Origin of the sequence: Tateyamaria rhodophyticola (genome assembly GCF_047777875.1) — a bacterium.
Taxonomy (GTDB): domain Bacteria; phylum Pseudomonadota; class Alphaproteobacteria; order Rhodobacterales; family Rhodobacteraceae; genus Tateyamaria.
Genome location: NZ_CP180519.1, coordinates 3,263,813 through 3,284,386, shown reverse-complemented (window position 1 = coordinate 3,284,386; position 20,574 = coordinate 3,263,813). Strand labels below are relative to the sequence as shown.

The 20,574-nt window shown below is 61.8% G+C and carries 20 protein-coding genes; 10 read left to right on the top strand and 10 right to left on the bottom strand.

The genetic code is table 11. The features are described from left to right. Window positions 1-129 precede the first annotated feature (129 nt). On the bottom strand, window positions 130-2,538 hold the full coding sequence (gene lon / locus ACERHN_RS17630; protein WP_415920327.1) for an endopeptidase La: 2,409 nt from the start codon (window positions 2,536-2,538) through the stop codon (window positions 130-132). Between the two features lie 353 nt (window positions 2,539-2,891). Here lon and ACERHN_RS17625 point away from each other — a divergent pair, with 353 nt between their 5' ends. Beyond that, the gene (locus ACERHN_RS17625) at window positions 2,892-3,083 is read left to right on the top strand and encodes a hypothetical protein (RefSeq protein ID WP_415920326.1); all 192 of its coding nucleotides are present in this window, start codon (window positions 2,892-2,894) and stop codon (window positions 3,081-3,083) included. 19 nt (window positions 3,084-3,102) lie between these two features. Further along, window positions 3,103-5,292 carry a glycosyltransferase family 2 protein gene (locus tag ACERHN_RS17620; protein WP_415920325.1) on the top strand — a complete coding sequence of 730 codons (2,190 nt, stop codon included), beginning with the start codon at window positions 3,103-3,105 and terminating at the stop codon, window positions 5,290-5,292. 203 nt (window positions 5,293-5,495) lie between these two features. On the opposite strand, the gene ACERHN_RS17615 is transcribed toward ACERHN_RS17620, so the two are convergent. Together ACERHN_RS17615 and tgt are read right to left on the bottom strand one after the other, a co-directional pair. Continuing rightward, on the bottom strand, window positions 5,496-6,041 hold the full coding sequence (locus ACERHN_RS17615; protein ID WP_415920324.1) for a putative metalloprotease CJM1_0395 family protein: 546 nt from the start codon (window positions 6,039-6,041) through the stop codon (window positions 5,496-5,498). An 83-nt stretch (window positions 6,042-6,124) separates the two neighbouring features. Beyond that, window positions 6,125-7,252: a tRNA guanosine(34) transglycosylase Tgt gene (tgt, locus tag ACERHN_RS17610; protein ID WP_415920323.1), complete on the bottom strand. Its 1,128-nt coding sequence runs from the start codon at window positions 7,250-7,252 to the stop codon at window positions 6,125-6,127. Between the two features lie 528 nt (window positions 7,253-7,780). Between tgt and ACERHN_RS17605 the strand changes: the two genes are divergently transcribed. Then, window positions 7,781-9,481, top strand: a complete 1,701-nt coding sequence (locus ACERHN_RS17605; RefSeq protein ID WP_415920322.1) for a restriction endonuclease — start codon at window positions 7,781-7,783, stop codon at window positions 9,479-9,481. 96 nt (window positions 9,482-9,577) lie between these two features. Beyond that, window positions 9,578-10,954, top strand: a complete 1,377-nt coding sequence (gene rimK / locus ACERHN_RS17600) for a 30S ribosomal protein S6--L-glutamate ligase (protein WP_415920321.1) — start codon at window positions 9,578-9,580, stop codon at window positions 10,952-10,954. Here the strand turns inward: rimK and ACERHN_RS17595 are convergent. After that, window positions 10,951-11,895, bottom strand: coding sequence for a LysR family transcriptional regulator (locus ACERHN_RS17595; RefSeq protein WP_415920320.1), 945 nt, complete (start codon window positions 11,893-11,895; stop codon window positions 10,951-10,953). The two genes, rimK and ACERHN_RS17595, sit on opposite strands and share 4 nt — an antisense overlap. Before the next feature lie 99 nt (window positions 11,896-11,994). Here ACERHN_RS17595 and ACERHN_RS17590 point away from each other — a divergent pair, with 99 nt between their 5' ends. Together ACERHN_RS17590 and ACERHN_RS17585 are read left to right on the top strand one after the other, a co-directional pair. Beyond that, on the top strand, window positions 11,995-12,531 hold the full coding sequence (locus ACERHN_RS17590; protein WP_415920319.1) for a phosphoribosyl-AMP cyclohydrolase: 537 nt from the start codon (window positions 11,995-11,997) through the stop codon (window positions 12,529-12,531). Window positions 12,532-12,664: 133 nt separating this feature from the next. After that, the gene (locus tag ACERHN_RS17585; protein ID WP_415920318.1) at window positions 12,665-13,027 is read left to right on the top strand and encodes an SUF system Fe-S cluster assembly protein; all 363 of its coding nucleotides are present in this window, start codon (window positions 12,665-12,667) and stop codon (window positions 13,025-13,027) included. Between the two features lie 75 nt (window positions 13,028-13,102). Here the strand turns inward: ACERHN_RS17585 and ACERHN_RS17580 are convergent, their stop codons facing one another. Beyond that, a complete protein-coding gene (locus ACERHN_RS17580) occupies window positions 13,103-13,249 on the bottom strand; it encodes a hypothetical protein (protein ID WP_415920317.1) in 147 nt (48 codons plus the stop codon). A gap of 82 nt (window positions 13,250-13,331) precedes the next feature. Here ACERHN_RS17580 and ACERHN_RS17575 point away from each other — a divergent pair, with 82 nt between their 5' ends. Genes ACERHN_RS17575 through ACERHN_RS17565 form a run of 3 tightly spaced genes read left to right on the top strand, consistent with a single transcriptional unit; the run spans window position 13,332 to window position 14,928 of the window. Further along, window positions 13,332-14,207 (top strand): LysR family transcriptional regulator, encoded by an 876-nt coding sequence (locus ACERHN_RS17575; protein WP_415920316.1) that lies wholly within the window; start codon window positions 13,332-13,334, stop codon window positions 14,205-14,207. 12 nt (window positions 14,208-14,219) lie between these two features. Then, window positions 14,220-14,600: a HesB/IscA family protein gene (locus ACERHN_RS17570; RefSeq protein WP_415920315.1), complete on the top strand. Its 381-nt coding sequence runs from the start codon at window positions 14,220-14,222 to the stop codon at window positions 14,598-14,600. A gap of 4 nt (window positions 14,601-14,604) precedes the next feature. After that, the gene (locus ACERHN_RS17565; protein WP_415920314.1) at window positions 14,605-14,928 is read left to right on the top strand and encodes a TfoX/Sxy family protein; all 324 of its coding nucleotides are present in this window, start codon (window positions 14,605-14,607) and stop codon (window positions 14,926-14,928) included. On the opposite strand, the gene ACERHN_RS17560 is transcribed toward ACERHN_RS17565, so the two are convergent. Further along, window positions 14,914-15,543, bottom strand: coding sequence for an HD domain-containing protein (locus tag ACERHN_RS17560; protein WP_415920313.1), 630 nt, complete (start codon window positions 15,541-15,543; stop codon window positions 14,914-14,916). The two genes, ACERHN_RS17565 and ACERHN_RS17560, sit on opposite strands and share 15 nt — an antisense overlap. Further along, window positions 15,540-16,445 (bottom strand): isopenicillin N synthase family dioxygenase, encoded by a 906-nt coding sequence (locus ACERHN_RS17555; protein ID WP_415920312.1) that lies wholly within the window; start codon window positions 16,443-16,445, stop codon window positions 15,540-15,542. Before ACERHN_RS17555 ends, ACERHN_RS17560 begins: the two co-directional genes overlap by 4 nt. Before the next feature lie 94 nt (window positions 16,446-16,539). Here ACERHN_RS17555 and tpiA point away from each other — a divergent pair, with 94 nt between their 5' ends. Then, window positions 16,540-17,295, top strand: coding sequence for a triose-phosphate isomerase (tpiA, locus tag ACERHN_RS17550; RefSeq protein ID WP_415920311.1), 756 nt, complete (start codon window positions 16,540-16,542; stop codon window positions 17,293-17,295). A 93-nt stretch (window positions 17,296-17,388) separates the two neighbouring features. On the opposite strand, the gene ACERHN_RS17545 is transcribed toward tpiA, so the two are convergent. The 3 genes from ACERHN_RS17545 to ACERHN_RS17535 form a co-directional block, all read right to left on the bottom strand. Further along, window positions 17,389-18,765 carry a TRAP transporter large permease gene (locus tag ACERHN_RS17545; protein WP_415920310.1) on the bottom strand — a complete coding sequence of 459 codons (1,377 nt, stop codon included), beginning with the start codon at window positions 18,763-18,765 and terminating at the stop codon, window positions 17,389-17,391. 4 nt (window positions 18,766-18,769) lie between these two features. Beyond that, complete coding sequence (locus tag ACERHN_RS17540; protein WP_415920309.1) at window positions 18,770-19,459, bottom strand: TRAP transporter small permease; 690 nt, start codon at window positions 19,457-19,459, stop codon at window positions 18,770-18,772. Between the two features lie 84 nt (window positions 19,460-19,543). After that, a complete protein-coding gene (locus tag ACERHN_RS17535) occupies window positions 19,544-20,542 on the bottom strand; it encodes a DctP family TRAP transporter solute-binding subunit (RefSeq protein WP_415920308.1) in 999 nt (332 codons plus the stop codon). Window positions 20,543-20,574 lie beyond the last annotated feature (32 nt).

Here is a 20,574-nt window from a genome sequence, read left to right as displayed (position 1 = left end):
CGTGGAATCACCGTTACGCCGTAACGGAGCGCGCGGCTGCCGCGCCGCAACACCGCGACCTGCGTCCGTATCCAGAAACGACAAGGGGCGCGCCGGTTAAGCGCGCCCCTTCTCATACCTTTGACCGGATCAGTGCGCCGTTGCCCCTGTGCCCGTATCCTTGGCCGCCGCAGCGGCTGCCGCCGCCGCCTCTTCCGCGGCCTCGTCCCATTCGATTGCGTCCGGGGTCGCGGTCAGCGCGTGCTTCAACACTTCCGTCACGTGCGTGACCGGGATGATCTTCAACCCTTCCTTCACGTTGTCCGGAATGTCGGCCAGATCCTTTTCATTCTCTTCGGGAATGAGAACCGTCTTGATCCCGCCGCGCAGGGCGGCCAGCAGCTTCTCCTTGAGACCGCCAATCGGCATCGCATTGCCGCGCAGAGACACTTCGCCGGTCATGGCGATGTCCTTGCGCACCGGAATGCCGGTCAGAACCGACACAATGGACGTGACCATCGCGAGACCCGCGCTTGGACCATCCTTGGGCGTGGCACCGTCGGGCACGTGCACGTGGATGTCGAGCGTGTCGAACTTGGGCGGCTTCACCCCGATCTCGGGACTGATGGAGCGCACATAACTCGACGCGGCATCAATGCTTTCCTTCATCACATCGCCCAGCTTACCGGTGGTTTTCATCCGACCTTTGCCCGGCAACTTGAGCGCCTCGATGTGCAACAGGTCGCCGCCAACGGATGTCCAGGCCAGCCCGGTCACAACGCCGATCTGGTCGTCCTGTTCAGCAAGACCATAGCGATGCTTGCGCACACCGAGGAAATCATCGAGATTTTCGGGGGTTACGACAACCTCTTCAACTTCTTTCTTGATGATCTTGGTCAGCGATTTCCGCGCCACCTTGGCAATCTCGCGCTCCAGGTTCCGCACGCCCGCCTCACGGGTGTAGTATCGGATGATGTCCGACAGCGCATCGTCGGTCAGCTCAAACTCCTTGGCCTTCAGACCATGGTTCTTGATCTGCTTTTCGATCAGGTGCTGCTTTGCAATCTCGCGCTTTTCATCTTCGGTGTAACCGGCCAGCGGGATGATCTCCATCCGGTCCAGAAGCGGTCCTGGCATGTTGTAGGAGTTCGACGTGGTCAGGAACATCACGTTGCTGAGGTCGTATTCGACCTCAAGGTAGTGGTCCACGAATGTGCCATTCTGTTCCGGGTCCAGCACCTCAAGCATGGCCGACGCCGGGTCGCCCCGGAAATCCTGCCCCATCTTGTCGATTTCATCGAGCAGGATCAAAGGGTTGGTCGTCTTGGCCTTTTTCAACGCCTGGATGATTTTGCCGGGCATGGAGCCGATATAGGTCCGGCGGTGACCGCGGATTTCACTTTCATCCCGCACGCCGCCAAGGCTGATGCGGATGAACTCGCGCCCCGTGGCCTTGGCCACCGATTTGCCCAGTGACGTCTTGCCCACGCCCGGAGGACCGACGAGGCACATGATCGGCCCCTTCATCTTCTTCGAGCGCTGCTGCACCGCAAGGTATTCGACGATGCGTTCTTTCACCTTTTCAAGACCATAGTGGTCGTTGTCGAGGATCTTTTCCGCGCGGCCCAGATCCTTTTTCACGCGGGATTTCACGCCCCACGGGATCGACAGCATCCAGTCGAGATAGTTGCGCACGACCGTGGCCTCGGCGCTCATCGGCGACATGTTTTTGAGCTTTTTCAGCTCGGCTTCGGCCTTTTCCTTGGCCTCTTTGGACAGCTTGGTTTCTTCGATCTTGGCCTCAAGCTCGGCCACCTCGTTCTTGCCGTCCTCGCCATCACCCAGCTCTTGCTGGATCGCCTTCATCTGTTCGTTGAGGTAATATTCGCGCTGCGTCCGCTCCATCTGCGATTTCACGCGCGTCTTGATCTTTTTCTCGACCTGCAGGACGGACAATTCGCCCTGCATCAGGCCGTAAACCTTTTCCAGCCGCTCGGACACGCTGAGCGTTTCCAGCAGGTCCTGCTTCTGATCCACCTCGATGCCCAGATGTCCCGCCACAAGGTCGGCCAGTTTCGCAGGTTCGGTCGTTTCCCCAACGGCGGCCAGCGCCTCTTCGGGGATGTTCTTCTTGACCTTGGCGTAACGCTCAAACTCTTCGCCCACCGACCGCAGCAGCGCCTCGGTCGTGGCCATATCACCCGGCATTTCGGTCAGATATTCGGCGCGCGCCTCGAAAAACACATCGTTTTCAAGGTATTCGGTGATGCGCACCCGCGCCTGACCTTCGACCAGCACCTTGACGGTGCCATCGGGCAGCTTCAGAAGTTGCAACACATTGGCCAGCACGCCGGCCTTGAAGATGCCGGATGCTTCGGGATCGTCCTCTGCGGGGTCAATCTGGCTCGACAGCAGGATCTGCTTGTCGTCGGCCATCACCTCTTCGAGCGCTTTGACGGATTTATCGCGACCCACGAACAGCGGCACGATCATGTGGGGGAAGACCACGATATCGCGCAGCGGCAACACGGGGTAAGAGGCGTTGAGGGGCTCTTGCATGCTCATTTCCTTATCATTGGCAAGACAGCGCGGCCCCGACATGCGGCGACCATTGGCTCTCTCCTTGCTTCGGACGTCTATACCTGTGGTGTGCGCCCGTATGTTTCAACCCACACCATGACCCTGTGCCGCGGGAGGCGCAATGGGATGCAACAAACTGTCCCCAGATTTTTTGACGCATGCACGCCCTGTGGGCAGCGGTCCGTTTGACGGCCCACACCGTCTCAAACCATGCTGCGGCTCTGCACTCTCGTGCAAAAAGATCAACGATTTCGGGTACATCTCGACAGGCCCCTTTCCCGCCACGGTCAACATCTGCTACACGAAGGGCAAGTCACCTGGGGAGGTGTGTTGTGTCTGAGTTGCTTTTGTTGCTGTTTGCGTTGTTTTTGACGGCCGGTGTGACGGTTGACAGCGATGGTCCCGTTGACGGGCCGGACCCCGAAGATGATCCAACCGATGCGCCCGATCCCGCGGACAACCCTGTGCTACCAACTGGACCAGCGGACGATGGCGAACCGGGTGCCGAGCCGGTAAGCCTCTAGCCCCGCCAGAGGCACATCCGTGCTCAGCCTCATTGTCACCTTCTATGACGAGACCGCGTTCCTGCGCACGGCGCTGCGATCCGTGCGCAATCAGGGCATCGATGCGCTGGAGCTGATTGTCGTGAACGACAATCCCGCGGCGTTCTCGCGCGATGCGATGACTGAACTCACGGCAGGATTCGGCGCCCGCGTCATTCACCACACGGAAAACCGGGGGCTGTCGGCGGCGCGCAACACCGGGATTACGGCGGCAAATGGTGATCTGATCGGGTTTCTGGATGCGGACGATTATTTTACCCCCGGCGGGCTGGCCGCACAGTACCGCTATGCCCGAGAGACGGGGGCCGACATCACCCACGCGGCCTGCTATCTGAACAGTCCGGGCTCCGTGGCAACGCGCGTCCTGCACCGTGACGCGCGCCTTCATATGGCGCGGCGTGTGGTTTCGGGCCGCATGGCCGCGCAGGAGGCACAGTTCATCGTATCATCCTGGTCGAGCCTCTACCGGGCCGATTTCCTCGACCGCGCGCAGCTTTGGTTCGATCCCGCGCAACGCAAATTCGAAGATCGGCTGTTTGTCCTCAACACCGTGACGGCGGCGCAGAAAATCGCGTTTCTAGGTCAGGCCGTTCGGGTGTGGCGGCGGCGCGTGGGGTCGATCTCTTCAGCACAGACAACGCCCGAGACCCATCTGTTGCAGGTGCAACTGCTGGAAAAATGCCTTGCGCATATGCGTGCGGCCAATCTGCCCCCACGCTTTGAAAAGCGCGAGCTGTTCAACACCGTGTCACGGCTGATCTGGGACATGGACATCCTTGCGCCGCTGGCGGCGGGCGATCCGGCCTATGCGGATATGGCAGACCGGATCGTCGCACTGCTCGGCACGGACAGGTTTGGCCAGGACATATTCAACGATCCGATGGTCGAGGCGACGAGCCGCGTGGGCATGGCAACGCGCCATGGGCGGGTATCGCGGGCGGACTTTTTTGCACTGCACAAGGCGATGCGTGACGGCGCCTTCGGGACCGCTCATGCAATGCTGCAAGCACGCAAACCTGTGCCCGCCCCCCGGCGTGGCCGGGATCACCCGCAAAAGCGGCTCGTGCTGCATGTTGGCCTGCACAAGACGGGCACGACCTTTGTGCAGCATCATCTGCTGCATCACCGCGCGGCCCTGTCGAAACAGGGTGTCCTGATCCCCGAGACCGGGTTTGAGCGGGTGCGCACGGGGCGTCCGGGGGCGCTGTCGGGGCATCAGGGGCTCGCACGGGCGCTGCGTGACGACGACGATGCCACGTGGGCCGCCTTTCACGACGAGGTGGCCGCAGCGTCGGCGCGCACGGTGCTGGTCTCTGCCGAAAACCTGTCCTTCCCGACAGAGCCGGACCGGGCCAGCCGCATTGCGCATCTGTTTGAGCGGTTGGGCCACTGGGCCAGCATCGACGTCATCGCCATGGTGCGCGCACCGCACGCCTATATCGAAGCGTTTCACGCCGAATGGGTCGCGTCTGCACATCCGGGCGGCGCGCGGCGGCTGTCAGAGATGCTGGTGGATCATCAGGACACGCTGACCGACCTGCCCGCACTCTTTGCGCCGTTTGAGGCTGCGACCGGACAGCCTGTGCGACTGCTCGGGTTTGACACCGCGCGCGAGACGGACGGCCTGTGGCCCGCGTTCTGTACCCTGGCAGAGCTGCCCGGCGCGCTGCCCGGCATTGATGCGCCCCGCTATGCCACTCCGGACCGGGACAGCGTGCGCCTGTTGCAGGTGATAAATGCCATTGTCGCCAACCGGGCCCGCCGACAGGTGATCTTTGACACGTATTTTGCCTGCCCGCCGCCGCGCGGCGCGGGTCAGAGCCTGCTGTCACCTGCGGACAGGCGCATGATCCTCGATGCATTTGAGGAAAAGAGCGCAGATTTTGCGGCCGCGCGGGGCGCAGTGTTGCCCATCGACGCGTGGCGCGATGCGCTTGACGCCGAAGACTGGACGCCGCCCGCGGAGGTGCCAGCGGAGCATCTCGAAACTCTACTCGATGTAAGTGCGCAAGTTGCGGGTGACACGCATAGCGACGCAGCCGCAGGCAACGCCTTGGCAAAACCGCGGACGCGCGCACGGGCTGCGCCCAAACGACATCCTTACAGCTTTGTCATTCGCCCGCGCCCATGGCTGGTGCGACTGCTCGACATTGTGTTGATGAAAAAGTAACGGGGAGGGATGCCGCGCATCCCCTTTCGCGAGATGCCCGAGTTCAGACGAGCGTCACCGCCGCCAAAATCGAAACGGCAAACCAGCTGACTGCGACGATTGTGAATTGCATGGATCCCTCCCCAGGGTGTGTGACTGACACTGATATAGGCGCTTTCGACGCAACCGCGCATGGGGGAATTCCTGACCAATGGTCCCCACGCTCACGCACGATGGTCCAGCACCCCTGCCCGCACCTCGCGCCGCATCGCCGCCAGATCGGCCACGGCCTGCATCCGCAGCGCATCGGCAAAAGCCGCAACCTGACGGTCCGCGCTGGAGGGCTCCGCCGGGGCGAGTGCGGCGGCTTTGACCACCTCCATCTTGAGAATGGTGGCTTCTGGGTCGCCGTCGACGGGGGCCGTGTCAATCTGCACTTCGCCGCCCACCGCATATCGCTTGCCGTCCGGGCCAACCTCATAGGTATAGCTTGGCGCCGACGCATAACGCCCGCCCACCGCGGCGTGGGCCTGTTCGTGCCGGCGCACCTCGCCATCGCGCGCTGCCAATTCGCGCACCACCCGTTGTTGCGCCTCCGTCAGGTCCGTGGCTTTGACTGGTGGCGGCGCCGCGACGGCATCGGTTCGTTGGGTGTCGGGTTTCGTATCCGCGACAGACCGGTCACCGGCCTGCGCTTTCAACCGGCCGTGGATCAGGTGCGCGACCTGAGCCCACGCGGCCCCCTGGTCCAGAGGTGCGGTATCGATCATGGCGTATCCCACTCTGCGCCGTTGCACGTTGGGTCCGCACGCTACGCCGACAGACCTTAACAGGGCGTTACACCATGTGCGGGTCAGAGCGGGTCGATGTCACCCTGCGCCCGGTCCGCGTGAAACGCGGCCTCGAACGCCGTGAAACTGCCATCCGCGATCGCCGCACGCATACCTGCCATAAGCTCTTGATAGTAATGCAGGTTATGCCAGGTCAGCAGCATGCCCGAGATCATCTCTTGCGCGCGGAACACGTGGTGCAGATAGGCCCGTGAATACCCCCGGCAGGCCGGACAGGTGCAGTCTTCGTCCAGCGGGCGCGGGTCATCGGCGTGGCGCGCGTTCTTGATGTTGACGACACCGCGGCGGGTGAACACCTGACCCGTGCGCCCCGACCGGGATGGCAACACGCAGTCCATCATATCGATGCCGCGCGCCACAGCACCCACGATGTCATCCGGCTTGCCCACCCCCATCAGGTAGCGCGGCTTATCACGCGGCAGCTGTTCCGGCGCAAAATCAAGGCAGCCGAACATCGCCTCCTGCCCCTCGCCCACGGCCAGCCCGCCCACAGCGTAGCCATCAAAGCCGATGCGCGTCAGCGCCTCGGCGCTTTCGGCGCGCAAGTCCTGTTCCAGCCCGCCCTGCTGAATGCCAAAGAGCGCATGACCCGGCCGGTCGCCAAAGGCGTCGCGCGACCGCTGCGCCCACCGCATGGACAGCGCCATGCTTTCGGCGATGCGCGCCTTGTCCGCAGGCAGCGCCGGGCATTCGTCGAAACACATCACGATGTCAGAGCCGAGCAGGCGCTGGATCTCCATCGAGCGTTCGGGGCTGAGTTCGTGTTTGGAGCCGTCGATATGGGATTTGAAGGTCACGCCCGCTTCGGTGAGCTTGCGCAGGCCGGCAAGGCTCATCACCTGAAAGCCGCCTGAATCCGTCAGGATCGGCTTGTCCCAGTTCATGAACTTGTGCAACCCGCCGAGGCGGTCGATGCGCTCGGCGGTGGGTCGCAGCATCAGGTGGTAGGTGTTGCCCAGAAGGATGTCAGCCCCGGTGGCCGCGACACTTTCGGGCAGCATTGCCTTGACGGTGGCGGCTGTACCCACGGGCATGAAGGCGGGCGTGCAGATGTCACCGCGCGGGGTGGAGATCACGCCCGTGCGCGCGCGCCCGTCCGTCACTTTTAGATCAAAGGAAAACTGGCTCATCTGTGCCCTTGTCGCCTGCTGCGGCGTTTGTCATATCGTCCAGGATGTCCAGTGCCAAGGGGAGGCGGGTGCTTGGTGGTTGTTGGGTCGGTTCGAGCGGGTCAGATCGCGTTCGGGTGGCACCTGCGGGAGCCTCCGGCGGGGATTTTTTGGAACAGAGACGGAGATTGGTGCGGGCATATGTTGAAGCAGATGGGGCGTGAATTGCCCGGTCAAATTTGAGCTTTGCTATGATGTTCTCCGTCGCCCAAATGAGTGTCGGTTTGGGAAGGGGCAATAAGTTTTTTCAGGTTGAACGATCCGCGGTGTTGGAATGTGGTGCCATTGGGGACCGCTGCTATCTCGTTTTGGAGAATGCGTTACGTGAAATTGGTGTCTCTGTAACTGGTACTTTGTAACCGGTACTTTCGTTGCCGTGTGGCCTCTGGGAGCGGATGCACACGTCCCAATAGCCCCCTAAAATCAAACATCGGTTGAATTATGGAATTGAAGCTGTGACTTTCCCGTAAAAAGATTGGATGCGTGCCAGTGGAAAAAATTTACTTCGATTCAACGAATATCAAAAACATCAATGCGGGTGTGCTGCGTGCGAAATACAGCGCCGCGGGAGATCGTATTTTACGCTACTACATTGACGTCCAGCACACCGTTCTAGACCTTCACAAAGAACTGAGTGCGCCGGAAATATCGATCCTGCAAAACAAGGTCGATACGTTGATGGCGCAATGGGACAAGCAATTTGAGGCCCATCAAAAGAAGCAAAACAATGCCGCCGGCAAGGAGTTGGCGGAGGAGATGACACAGGAAGCAGAGAATAGACGGGAACAAATCCAACAGACGCTTGCGCGGACTTTGTCTATCGATGACGCCGTCGATTGGAGCGTATTGAAAGACAAATCCGACTTCAAACCCAAGCCATTTGCACGACCAAGACCCGTTCGCCAAAAGCATACTGACCCCGAACCAAAATTCAGGATTTTATTCTGGCAAACGCTTTTGGGCAGACGCACGCAGGTGGAACGTGCACATGATGCCGCCCTGGCGGCCCATCTGCGCGCCAGGCAAAAGATCGACGAAGACAATGCAACTGCGTTGAAATCCTGGGAGGCTGCCAAGGCGGACCATGCAGAGGCGCAAAAGAGCGCCGAGCGCGCGTTTGTAGCAGCAAGGGACGTAGAAAACGCCAAGGTCGACGCGCTCGAGGCAAGCTGGCGGGAGGGCGTTCCCGAGGCGATTGAGGAGCACGCCTCTATCGTGCTCGAAGCATCGCAACATGATGACGTTGTGCCCAAGCGATGGGAGGTCCGATACGAAGCTGCGTCGAAAATGCTGTTGGTTTTGCATCAACTGCCTGTGCCGGCTGATCTGCCGACCACGAAATCCGTTCGTTTCGTCGCGTCCACGGGCGAGTTGAAGGAGACGGACATCAGTGAGCGTGACAAGAAAGCGCTGTTTGACGACCTCTGTTATCAACTGTGTTTGCGCACAATCCACGAGCTGTTCGAAGCCGACACGCAGATGCACATAGATGCCATCGCATTCAATGGTTGGACGCGGCAAGTGGACCCCGCAGTGGGACAGGAAGTAGAGGCCACGATCCTGTCAGTTGTCGCACAACGGGAGGAATTTCTTGGGATCAACCTGTCGCGGGTCGAACCTAAGGCTTGCTTCAAGTCCCTGAAGGGCGTCTCTGCTGCAACACTGGTCGGGCTGACCCCTGTTGCGCCGGTTATCGCATTTGAAAAATCTGACAAACGGTTCATCGAAGGTCGCGCCGTGGACCTGCAGGAAGACGGAACAACCAATCTTGCCGCCATGGACTGGGAAGATTTTGAGCACCTCGTGCGCGATATCTTTGAGCGGGAGTTCGCGTCACGGGGCGGCGAAGTGCGTGTTACACAATCCAGTAGCGATGGTGGCGTGGACGCCGTCGCCTTTGACCCTGATCCGATCAGTGGTGGCAAGATCATCATTCCGGCGAAACGCTATACGCGCACGGTTGGTGTGGCGGCCGTGCGCGACCTCTATGGTACGACCATGAACGAAGGCGCGATCAAGGGCATATTGGTCACCACGGCGGATTACGGTCCCGACGCCCACAAATTCGCCTCTGACAAGCCTTTGACACTGATGTCGGGCGCGCATCTTCTACACTTGCTGGAAAAGCACGGTGTCGAGGCCAAGATCGACTTCAAGGAAGCTCGTAGCACCTTGGGGCTGACACCCTGACAGCAGGGCACCCTCTGCGTAACTGCACGTCCTCTTGCTGGCACCTGCGCCCCACGCGTGCTACCCCACCTGCCTGATGATAGAAGGAGGCTGCGCATGGACACGTTGAATTTCGGGTGGGAAGAGTGGATCAGCTTGCCGGAACTGGGTCTGCCTGCGCTCAAGGCCAAGGTGGATACCGGGGCGCGGACGTCTGCCCTGCATGCCCATGACATCGAGGTGTTCGGATCTGACAAGGCACCCAAGGTGCGCTTCAACGTGCATCCCGTGCCGGGCAAGGATCATGTGTCGATCACCTGTTCTGCCCCTATTCTCGACCGGCGCGAGGTCACGTCGTCCAATGGCGAAAGCGAACTGCGCTATGTGATCGAGACCAAGCTGGAGGTGGCCGGGCAGTCTTGGCCCATCGAGGTCACTCTGACCGACCGGTCGTCCATGACCTCACGCATGCTGCTGGGGCGGCAGGCGCTGCAGGACCATATCAGCATCACAGCCAGTGAAAAGCGGCTGCAACCGGAGCTGAGCTTTGACGTCTACCACTCGTCGGCGATGCGCAAGACGGCGCCGTCGCGGTCCCTGCGGATTGCGGTGCTGAGCCGGGAGAACAACTATTCCACGCGGCGGCTGGTGTCGGTGGGCGAAGCGCGCGGGCACACGGTCGAGGTGATCAACACCACGCGGTGCTACATGGCGATCAACGCCAAGGCGCCAGAGGTGCATTACGATGGCAAACGCCTGCCCCGCTATGACGCGGTGATCCCGCGCATCGGGGCGTCTGTGACCGCCTATGGCACCGCTGTGATCCGCCAGTTTGAGACCATCGGCACCTATTGCGTGAACGGGGCGGACGGGATCACGGCGAGCCGGGACAAGCTGCACGCCCATCAGATCCTCGCGGCCAAGCGCATCGGGATGCCCACGACCGCCTTTGCCGCCTCACCGCTGGATACGGCCAACATCATGAGCCTTGTGGGCACCGCTCCCGTGATCGTCAAACTGCTGGAAAGCACGCAAGGCAAGGGCGTGGTGCTGGCCGAAACCAAGAAGGCCGCCGAATCCGTGATTGATGCGTTCCGGGGCCTCAAGGCCAACTTTCTGGTGCAGGACTTCGTCAAGGAAGCGGCAGGCGAGGATATCCGCTGCCTTGTGGTGGATGGCAAGGTCGTGGCGTCGATGAAACGGACCGGGGCCGACGGCGATTTCCGGTCGAACCTGCACCGGGGCGGGTCGGCGAAATCCGTGCGCATCAGCAAGGAAGAGCGGGAAACAGCAGTGCGGGCGGCACGGGCCTTTGGCCTGGGCAAGGCGGGAGTGGATCTGCTGCGCTCGGACACAGGCCCCAAGGTGCTTGAGGTCAATTCCAGCCCCGGCTTCGAGGGGATCGAAAACGCGACCGGCAAGGACATCGTCGGACGCGTCTATGACATGATCGAAGCCCGCGTCAAACCCCGCCCCGCACGCCGGCGCAGTTAATCAAAGCGGGCGCCACGGGCAGCGCGTATGTCCGCCTTGACCGCGATCAGGTCGGCGGCGAGCGTCCGGCAATCCGCTTCGAGCGGCGAGGCGCGCCGCCACAAAAGCGCTATGTCGTGCACCGCATCCGGATGATCGATGCGGCGGATCACGAATTCAGGGTCGCGCACCGCCTCGGCCAGCGCATAGAGCGAGGGCAGCACCGCCACCCCTGCCCCCATCACCGCCATCTGCCGCACCGCATCAAGGCTGCCGCCCTGATAATCACGTGCCACATGCGCGCCCGCCAACTCGGCCAGGCGCTCCACGATTGTGGCCAGACGGAACTCTGCGCTCAGCGAGAGCAGCGGTTTGCCCGCCAGCGCCTCAATGGCAATCGGGCCGGTTTCGGCGGAAAGCGGATCATCGGCGGCGGCACAGGCCCAAAGCGTCTCTTCGAAAAGCGGGTGGCTGACGATATCCGGGTCGCGCCCGGGCGAGCCGATGACCACATCCAGCTGCCCGGCGCGCAGCCGGTCGAGCAGTTCGACCGTGGCCCCTTCCTGCACGGCGAGGCGCAGTTGCGGGTATTGCCGGTGGAGACGACGGTTCGCGATCGGCATGAAGTAAGCGCCGACTGACGGCAGCACACCAATCGACAGACGGTCGCCAAAGGGGCCGCGCGCGCCGCGTGCCACCGCTCGGAATTCACGCACCTCCTGCAGGATCGCCCGCGCCCGCGGCAACAGTGCGGCCCCCATCGCCGTCAGGTGCACCCGGCGCGACGTCCGCTCAAACAGTACGACATCCAGCATCTCTTCCATCGTGGCAAGCTGCTTGGACAGGCTCGGTTGGCTCACGGCAAGCGCCTTGGCGGCAAGGCCGAAGGCCCCGTGTTCGGCCACGGCCACGAAATACTGCAACTGTCGCAAAGTGGGGCGGGCGGGCATCAGATCATCCATGCCCAAAAGCTATCGCTGCTTACGTTTCTTTCAATTGGTTATATCAAACACCGGTCCCCATCTCCTCCTCAGATGCAACACACCATGAGGAATTTCACGATGATCAAGACAGTCACCGCCGCAGCCGCCATCGCCCTTGCCGCCTCCGCCGGGATCGCAAGTGCCGCGCAGGATCCAACCCTGACCCCCGACCGCGTGAGCGCCTTCAAGACTGCTTGGGGCGAAGGCATCGTGAACATCGGCAAGATCCACACCGACGGCGGCGATTACGAGGCCGCAGCCCGCCAGCACATCCTGGACTTCTACGCCTACGGAAAGGACATCGTTCTGTTCAAACCGACGCTGGCCAGCGAGGACCAGTTCCGCGGCACTTTTGATGAGGCGCTTTCGTATTTCGTAGGTGGCAGCATCGCCGAGGATGGCGGATTTGCCATCGCGCCCTACACCGATGTCCGCTGGGAAAACGAGGGCACGAGCATCACCGGCGACATCGCGCTGGCCATGGGCAACTACTTTTTCACCACGACAAGCGGTGAAGAGGTGAAGGTCGAATACACCTTCGGCATTCAGGAGATGGAGGACGGCGAGCTGAAGATCGTGTTGCATCATTCGTCGCTGCCCTTCACCGCGGGCTGATCTGCCCCGGACCCCGCCGCGCCGCCTGTCCCCCGACTTGTGGCGCGGCACCAAATTGGGTGATGCGGCCACCCTTTACCGCCCCGGCGAGGTTCCCTATATAAACAGTCAGAAAATGCCGGAGCCGCACCCAATGGATCAAAGCAACGAGATGCTCGAAGGCACGCCGCTGATTGCGCCGTCCTCGACCGACCACCCGCTGCACGAGGCGATCGTAGAGGCGTGCCGGACGGTCTATGATCCTGAAATCCCTGTGAATATCTTCGAACTAGGGCTGATCTACACGATCGATATCAATGCCGAGAACGAAGTGAACATCATCATGACCCTGACCGCGCCCGGCTGTCCCGTGGCGGGTGAGATGCCGGGATGGGTCGCCGATGCGGTGGAACCTGTCGCAGGCGTCAAGCAGGTCGACGTGCACCTGACGTGGGAGCCGCCCTGGGGCATGGAGATGATGTCGGACGAGGCGCGGTTGGAACTGGGCTTTATGTAGGCCCGGCAGACCGGCGCACGTCCACCAGAATGAAACGCGGCACAGGATCAACCTGCGCCGCGTTTTTCGTTTCGCTCACAAGCGTCGCAAGATCCACATCAACGCCCGCCGCCTGCGTTTGCGGCGTTTGCGCATCTGCTCCTGCCCTTGCATTTCTGCAAATACAGCTTGCTCCTGGGCGTAAAGGGTCTGTGTTTCCAACGATGTATAAGGATGTTTCATGCGTCACCTCCTTTCATGACCCCAAGATGGCGCGCCCCGATAGCGATTGTCAGACCTGATTTCCGCACCTAGATTTGCAAACATGCAAATCACCGATTGGACAGATTTCGGGCTCTTCGCCGCCGTGGCGCGCAACGGGGCCTTGTCAGGGGCCGCCCGCGAAACCGGGCTGAGCCAGGCCACGTTGTCGCGGCGCATGACGGCGCTGGAGCAACGGCTGGGCCGCCGTCTCTTTGTGCATGGCGCGTCCGGCTATACCCCAACGGCCGAGGGGCGCGACCTGCTGGAACGCGCCAAGAAGATGGAAGCCGCCGCGCGTGATATCGCGCAGTGGAACGCAGGACGCGCGGGACCGCCGCGTGTGCGGGTGTCCGCCGGCACATGGACCACCGATTACCTTGCGCGCAATGTAACGGCGTTTTGGTCAGCACAAGATCCGTGGCAGCCGGAATTCGTCAATTGCAACCTCGACATGGATATCGAACGGCGCGAGGTTGATATCGGCGTCCGCAACCGCCGCCCCACACACCCGTGGCTGGCCGGTCGGCGCACAGGCGTGGTGGAACATGCGGTCTTTGCCCTGAACGACGACATCACGGGCTGGATCGGGCCAAGCGATGACACCTCCACCCTACCCTCCGAGGCCTGGACGCTGACGCATCATGGCGCTGATATCGTTGCCTTTTCCAATGATCCGCAAGTGCGTGGCGCATTGGCCTGCGCCGGTGTCGGGCGCGTTGTCCTGCCGACCTTTGCCGGTCACGCCCTGCCGGGCCTGCAACAGGTCTCCGGTATCATCGAGGCGCTGACCTCCGAAGAGTGGCTGGTTTGTCATCAGGACACGCGCCACGACCCGCCAATCCGCGCCGCCCTCGATGCGCTGGCCGGTATGCTGTCACAACGGCGCGTGCGCCCCTTGCAGGAGGGCGCCGAAAGCCCTACCTTTCAAGTCGGATAAACGAGGCACACCATGTTCGCGATCCCCGGAAAACAAGCCGTCACCATCACCCCCCGCGCTGCCACGCAGATTGTGAAGCTGATGGACAAGGAAGGCCACGCAGGCCTGCGCATCGGCGTCAAAAAGGGCGGGTGTGCGGGTATGGAATATACGATGGAATACGTGGATCAGGCCGACCCGAACGACGAAGCCGTCGAACAGGACGGCGCGCGGGTCATGATTGCGCCCATGGCGCAGATGTTCCTGTTCGGCACAGAGATCGACTATGAAACGTCGCTGCTGGAATCCGGGTTCAAGTTCAATAACCCCAATGTCTCCGACGCCTGCGGTTGTGGCGAAAGCATCTCGTTCAAGGACGTCGAAGCGCTGGCCGCGGAACGCAACGCGGGCTGATCCCATGGCCGTGTCGGATGAAGAGATCGCGCACGCGCTGGATCTCTTTTCCGGGTTGGGGCCGCTCACCACACGCAAGATGTTTGGCGGCCTGTCGATCTACTGCGACGGGGTGATCTTTGGCATCCTGATGTCGGACGGCCGCATCCTGATCAAGGGCGCAGGCCCGATGCAGGCGCGGTTTGACGATATGGGTCTCGAACGCTGGGCCTATACCCGCAAGGACGGCAGCGCGACGCACATGCCATACTGGCACCTGCCGGACAGCGCGTTGGACGATGCCGACGAAGCGACGGACCTCGCCCGCGCGGCGCTAGAGCACCTCTGAGGCCAGTTGCGCCTGAAACGTGCGCATGAACGCGACCCGGTCGGCGGCCATGGCCCGCGCAGGCGCAGTGTGCAGGGTATCGGCAATTGCAAACAGCTTCACCTGAAAATGGTCCAGCGCATAGGTTTTGTCATCCAGCGCCCGCGTCTGCGCCAACGGGTCATCCCCGTGCACAATCCCCGCCCCCATTTGCCCCGACACGGTGAAACAGCGCGCAATGCCAATGGCACCCAACGCCTCCAACCGGTCCGCATCCTGAAGGATCTGCGCCTCCAAAGTCTCGCACGGAGCGCCCGCGGAAAAGCTGTGGCCGCGGATCGCATGGGCCACCGCCTCCGCCCCCGGCAGACCGCGCGCATGCATCCACGCCACCGCATGCTCTGCCGACAGGCGGGCCGCATCGCGACGGCACGGATCATCTTTGGGCAGATTGACGATGTCATGCAGATACGCCGCGATCATCAGCACCTGACGGTCTACAGGTGCGTCCAACGCATCCGCGATCCGCTGGCAGTTGCCCCACACCCGCCGCAGGTGCCAGATGTCATGCGCCCCGTCCGCCTGATCCGCCCATACCGCGGCAACCTCCGCTTCAAGATCGCCCTGCAGGCTCATGATTTTGCTTGCAGATGCACATAAGTCTCGCGGAACCGCGCACTCAGGTGATCGCCTGCAAGGATCACGTCGTCACTGCCCTCAGGGGCCACATTCGTATCAAAGGTCGGGTTGAAGAACAGTGGCACCGAAATGCGCTCGGCCAGCCCGCCCACAACCCGGTGCGGCGTCGCCTTGACCCGTCCGGCGGTCCAGAATTCCAGCATCTCGCCAAAGTTGATGACAAATTCCCCCGGCGGCGCGGACACCGGGATCCACCCGCCGCCCCGCTTGCGCACCTCCAGCCCCGGTGAGCCGTCCGTCGCCAGCAGCGTCAAACAGCCGTAGTCTGTATGCGTCGCGATCCCGAAATCCTTGGCCCCGGCCCAATCGGGCCGCGCCGGGTAAAAATTGCCCCGCAACAACGCCATCGGCGTGTCAAACGCCCCGTCAAAGTGATCCGCATCCGCTCCAATGCTGCGCGCAATCGCCCGCAGCAGGTCCAGCGCGACCGCCCGCGCATCATCGTAATAGGCGGCAATGACCCGGTGAAACGCCGGGTCCTCGGGCCACTGGTTCGGCGCGTAAAACGTCTCTTCCGCCAGCGGATGCCCGGCCTCAACCTGAAACCCCACATCAAAGAACTGTTTGTAATCCGGGTTGGCGTCCGGATCGACCTGTTCCGATCCGGGCGCGCCCCAGCCGCGATTGGACCCGGTGCGCGCCATGTCCAACCCGCGCTTGGCCGCTTCCGGCAGGTGGAAAAACGCACGATACGTCTCGATGACCTCTTCAACCCGCGCAGCATTCAGCCCGGTGTTGTAGACGGTGGCAAATCCCACCCCGGTCGCCGCCTCCCCCAATGCGGCAAGGCTCGCCGCCTCGCCCGTTGCCAACGCCTGTGCGTCCAGTCTGGGGATCATGCCCTGCCCTCCGGTCTCTGTCCGGCGCAGCCCTAGCGCAGGGGCACGCCGGATGCTAGGAGGCTTGAGGCACGACAGCATCGGAGAAAACGACATGCGGCGCAAACTGGCGGCAGGCAATTGGAAAATGAACGGCGACGCCGCGATGCTGGGGGAACTGGCGGATCTGGCTGGCGCACAGGGCGCACAGGGCGACGATGCCCCTGAAATCCTGATCTGCCCGCCACACACGCTTCTGGCGCATGCCGTGGCTGTCACCGATGGCAGCCCCGTGGGTATCGGTGGACAGGACTGTCATCCGGCGGAAAAAGGCGCGCATACCGGCGACGTCTCGGCCCAGATGATTGCCGCCACCGGCGCGGGCGCCGTCATCGTCGGCCACTCCGAACGCCGCGCCGATCATCACGAGGACAACGATACCGTCCGCGCCAAGGTCGAGGCCGCATGGGCCGCGGGCCTCACCGCCATCCTGTGCATCGGCGAAAGCGAAGAGGAACGCATGGGCGACGACACCCTGCAAATCATCGCCGATCAACTGCACGCCTCCGCCCCCGACGGCACCACCGGCGACAATACCGTGATCGCCTATGAACCGATCTGGGCCATCGGCACGGGCCGCGTCCCCACGATGGAACAGATCGTGGAAACCCATGACATGCTGCGCGATGAACTGGTGGGCCGCTTCGGCATGGATGCCATGACGATCCGCCTGCTCTATGGCGGCTCCGTCAAACCCGCCAACGCCGCAGAGATCTTTACGGCCGACAATGTGGACGGTGCCCTTGTGGGTGGAGCCTCTCTAAAAGCCGCAGACTTCCAACCCATCATCAACGCCCTCGCCGCGTCCTGATCCCTTTCATCTCGCCAGACAAACTCCGGGGGTTTGGGGGCAGAGCCCCCATTCCCAAAACAAATCGCGCCGCGCGCCAGCGCGCCCTTTGGATCACTGAATGATCGTCTCGGGTCCCATCATGAGGGTCGGCAGCCAGGTTGATATGGCCGGAATATACGTGACCATGATCAGGAAGACGAAGAGCACGGCCAGGAACGGCAGGGCCGCCCGCACAACCCGCATCATCGGCATGCCCGCCACGCCGGACGTCACGAACAGGTTCAACCCCACAGGCGGCGTGATCATCCCGATTTCCATGTTCACCACCATGATGATGCCAAGGTGAATGGGATCAATCCCAAGCTCGATGGCGATGGGAAACACCAGCGGCGCCACAATCACTAGCAACCCTGACGGCTCCATGAACTGCCCACCAATCAGCAGGATCACGTTCACGATGATCAGGAACACGACAGGCCCAAAGCCCGCATCCAGCATCGCCGCCGCAATCTGCTGCGGGATCTGCTCATCGGTCAGAACATGCTTCAGGATCAACGCATTCGCGATGATGAACATCAGCGTCACGGTCAGCTTGCCCGCCTCAAAGAGCGCGTTCTTGGTGTCCCGGTGCACAAGGGCCGTCACAATCGCCCAGGGTTTCGACAAAAGCGAATGGTTCCGCTCCCCTTCCGGCGTGGCCAGCGGCCCCATGTCCCGGTAGACAAAAACCGCAATCAGGAAGGCATAGACCGCCGCCACCGCCGCCGCTTCCGTGGGCGTAAAGATCCCGCCATAAATCCCGCCCAGAATGATCACGATCAGGAACAGACCACCGGATGCATGCAGGCCCGATTGCCAGACCTCGCCCCAGCCCATCCATTCGCCCTTGGGCAGGTTCTTGACCTTCGCCATGACATAGATGGTGATCATCAGCATCGACCCGGCCATCAGGCCCGGGATCACGCCCGCAAGGAACATCCGCCCCACCGACACGTCCGTTGCCGCCGCATAGACGACCATAACGATCGACGGCGGGATCAGGATGCCCAGCGTGCCAGCATTCGCGATCACACCGGCGGCAAAATCTTTGGTGTAGCCCACCTGCCGCATGCCTGCGATCACGATGGAGCCGATGGCCACAACGGTCGCGGGTGACGACCCGGACAAGGCCGCAAACAGCATACAAGCAAACACACCCGCAATCGCCAGACCGCCGGGGAAATGCCCCACAATGGCGATGGAAAACCGGATGATCCGCTTGGCCACCCCACCCGTCGACATGAATGTCGAGGCGAGAATAAAGAACGGGATCGCCAGCAGCGTGTAGTGCCCCGCCATCGCCTGAAACAGCGTCTGCGCAATAGAGGCCAGCGACGTATCGCTCAGCACCAGCAGGAACAGGATGGACGAAATGCCCAGGGAAACAGCGATCGGCACGCCGATCAGCATCAGCCCGATGACGAGCGCGAAAAGGATTGCGACTTCCATGGGATCAGTCTCCGGCGTTCATGTGGCGGACGTCTTCGATGGCGTCCTCGGCCTCGTGGCTGACAATCAACGAGGTGCTCTCACCCGTCCACACCCGCACAAAGGCCTGAATGAACCGGAACAGCAGCAGCGCCATGCCAAAGGGCAGAATGAAATAGGGGATGAAGCGCGGGATTTTCTCATACTCCTCGCCCTCATTCATGATCGGCTCGATCCAGCGCAGCATCTCGGGCATCGGGATATCCACCACCTCGTACCAGCCGCGGAACGACGTGCGCTTCATCTCTTCAAAGCCCGTCGGGAACCAGCGCCCCGTGGTCTGCGGCAGGTTGGCGAAATTCGCCCAGTAATCCCACGCGCCCTTGAGCAGCAAAAACGCATAGACCACGCAAATCGCCCCCGCAATCAGCGCCAGAACACGCCGTACAGGCGGGGAAAACAGGTTCGTGACCGCATCCACGCCCAGATTGGCCGTGATCTTGACCGCGTAGGACACCCCAAACAGGATCAGCCATGAAAACAGGAACGTCACCATCTCAAGGCCCCAAATCAGGCCGGTGTTGAACCCATAGCGCAGCACCACATTGATAAAGGTGACGATGGTCATGCCCGCCAGCAGCAAGGCAATCATCGTCTCCTCAAGTTCATGGACAAAGCGGCCCACAGGCCCCTTGGCGACATATGCCCCGGACATCGGCTGTTCCTTGCATTGTGTGAGGATGCGGTGGCGCGCGCCCCGGTCACATCCCGGGGCGCGCGAGTGTTCAGGCGTGGTGCCTTAGTTCACAGCGGCGTTGATCGCCTGCGCTGCGTCGATGTTTTCCTGGCCCACATCGTCCTTGAACTGGTCCCAGACGGGCTTCATCACGGCGACCCATTCGGCGCGCTGCTCATCCGTCAGGCTGCGCACTTCGCCACCCGCTTCGATGATCAGCGCCTTGGCGTCTTCGTTCACCTTGGTGGATTCGCCATTCCGCATCGCGGTCACTTCGGCCAGGATCGTCGACAGCTGATCGCGCACGTCATCATCCAGGCTGTCCCAGAAATCAGTGCCCGTCACGACGAGATAGTCGATGATGCCGTGGTTGGTTTCGGTGATACCGTCCTGCACCTCAAAGAACTTCTGGCCATAGATGTTGGACCATGTGTTCTCCTGCCCGTCCACAACGCCGGTTTGCAGCGCGCCGTAGACCTCTTTGAACGCCATCGGCTGGGGCGACCCGCCCAGGGCCGCCATCTGCGCCTTGAGCACGTCGGAGTTCTGCACGCGGAATTTCAGACCGTTTGCATCAGCGGGCGAGTTCAGCGGCACGTTGGCCGACATCTGCTTCATCCCGTTATGCCAGAACGCGAGGCCCAAGAGGCCGCGACGCGTCATCGATTCCTTCATCGCCTGACCGGTTTCGGACGCCTGGAACGCGTCAACCGCGTTGATGTCCTTGAACATGAACGGCAGGTCAAAGATGCGGAACTGCTTGGTGAACTGCTCGAACTTGGACAGCGACGGGGCCGCCATCTGCACGTCACCCTGCAACAGCGCCTCAAGCACCTGGTCGTCGTTGTAAAGTGTTGAGTTCGGGAACACTTCCATGCACGCCTTGCCGTTCATCTCTTCGTTCACGCGGTCTTGCAGCAGCGTGGCGGCGATGCCTTTGGGGTGCTTGTCGGTGTTGGTCACGTGGCTGAACTTGATGACGATCTCGCCGTCATCACATGCAGCGGCGACGGCACCCGCGCTTACGGTCAGGGCCAATGCGGCCGCAGTCAAAAATTTCATGGTGTCTCCTCCCAGAGCAATGTTGTTGCCTG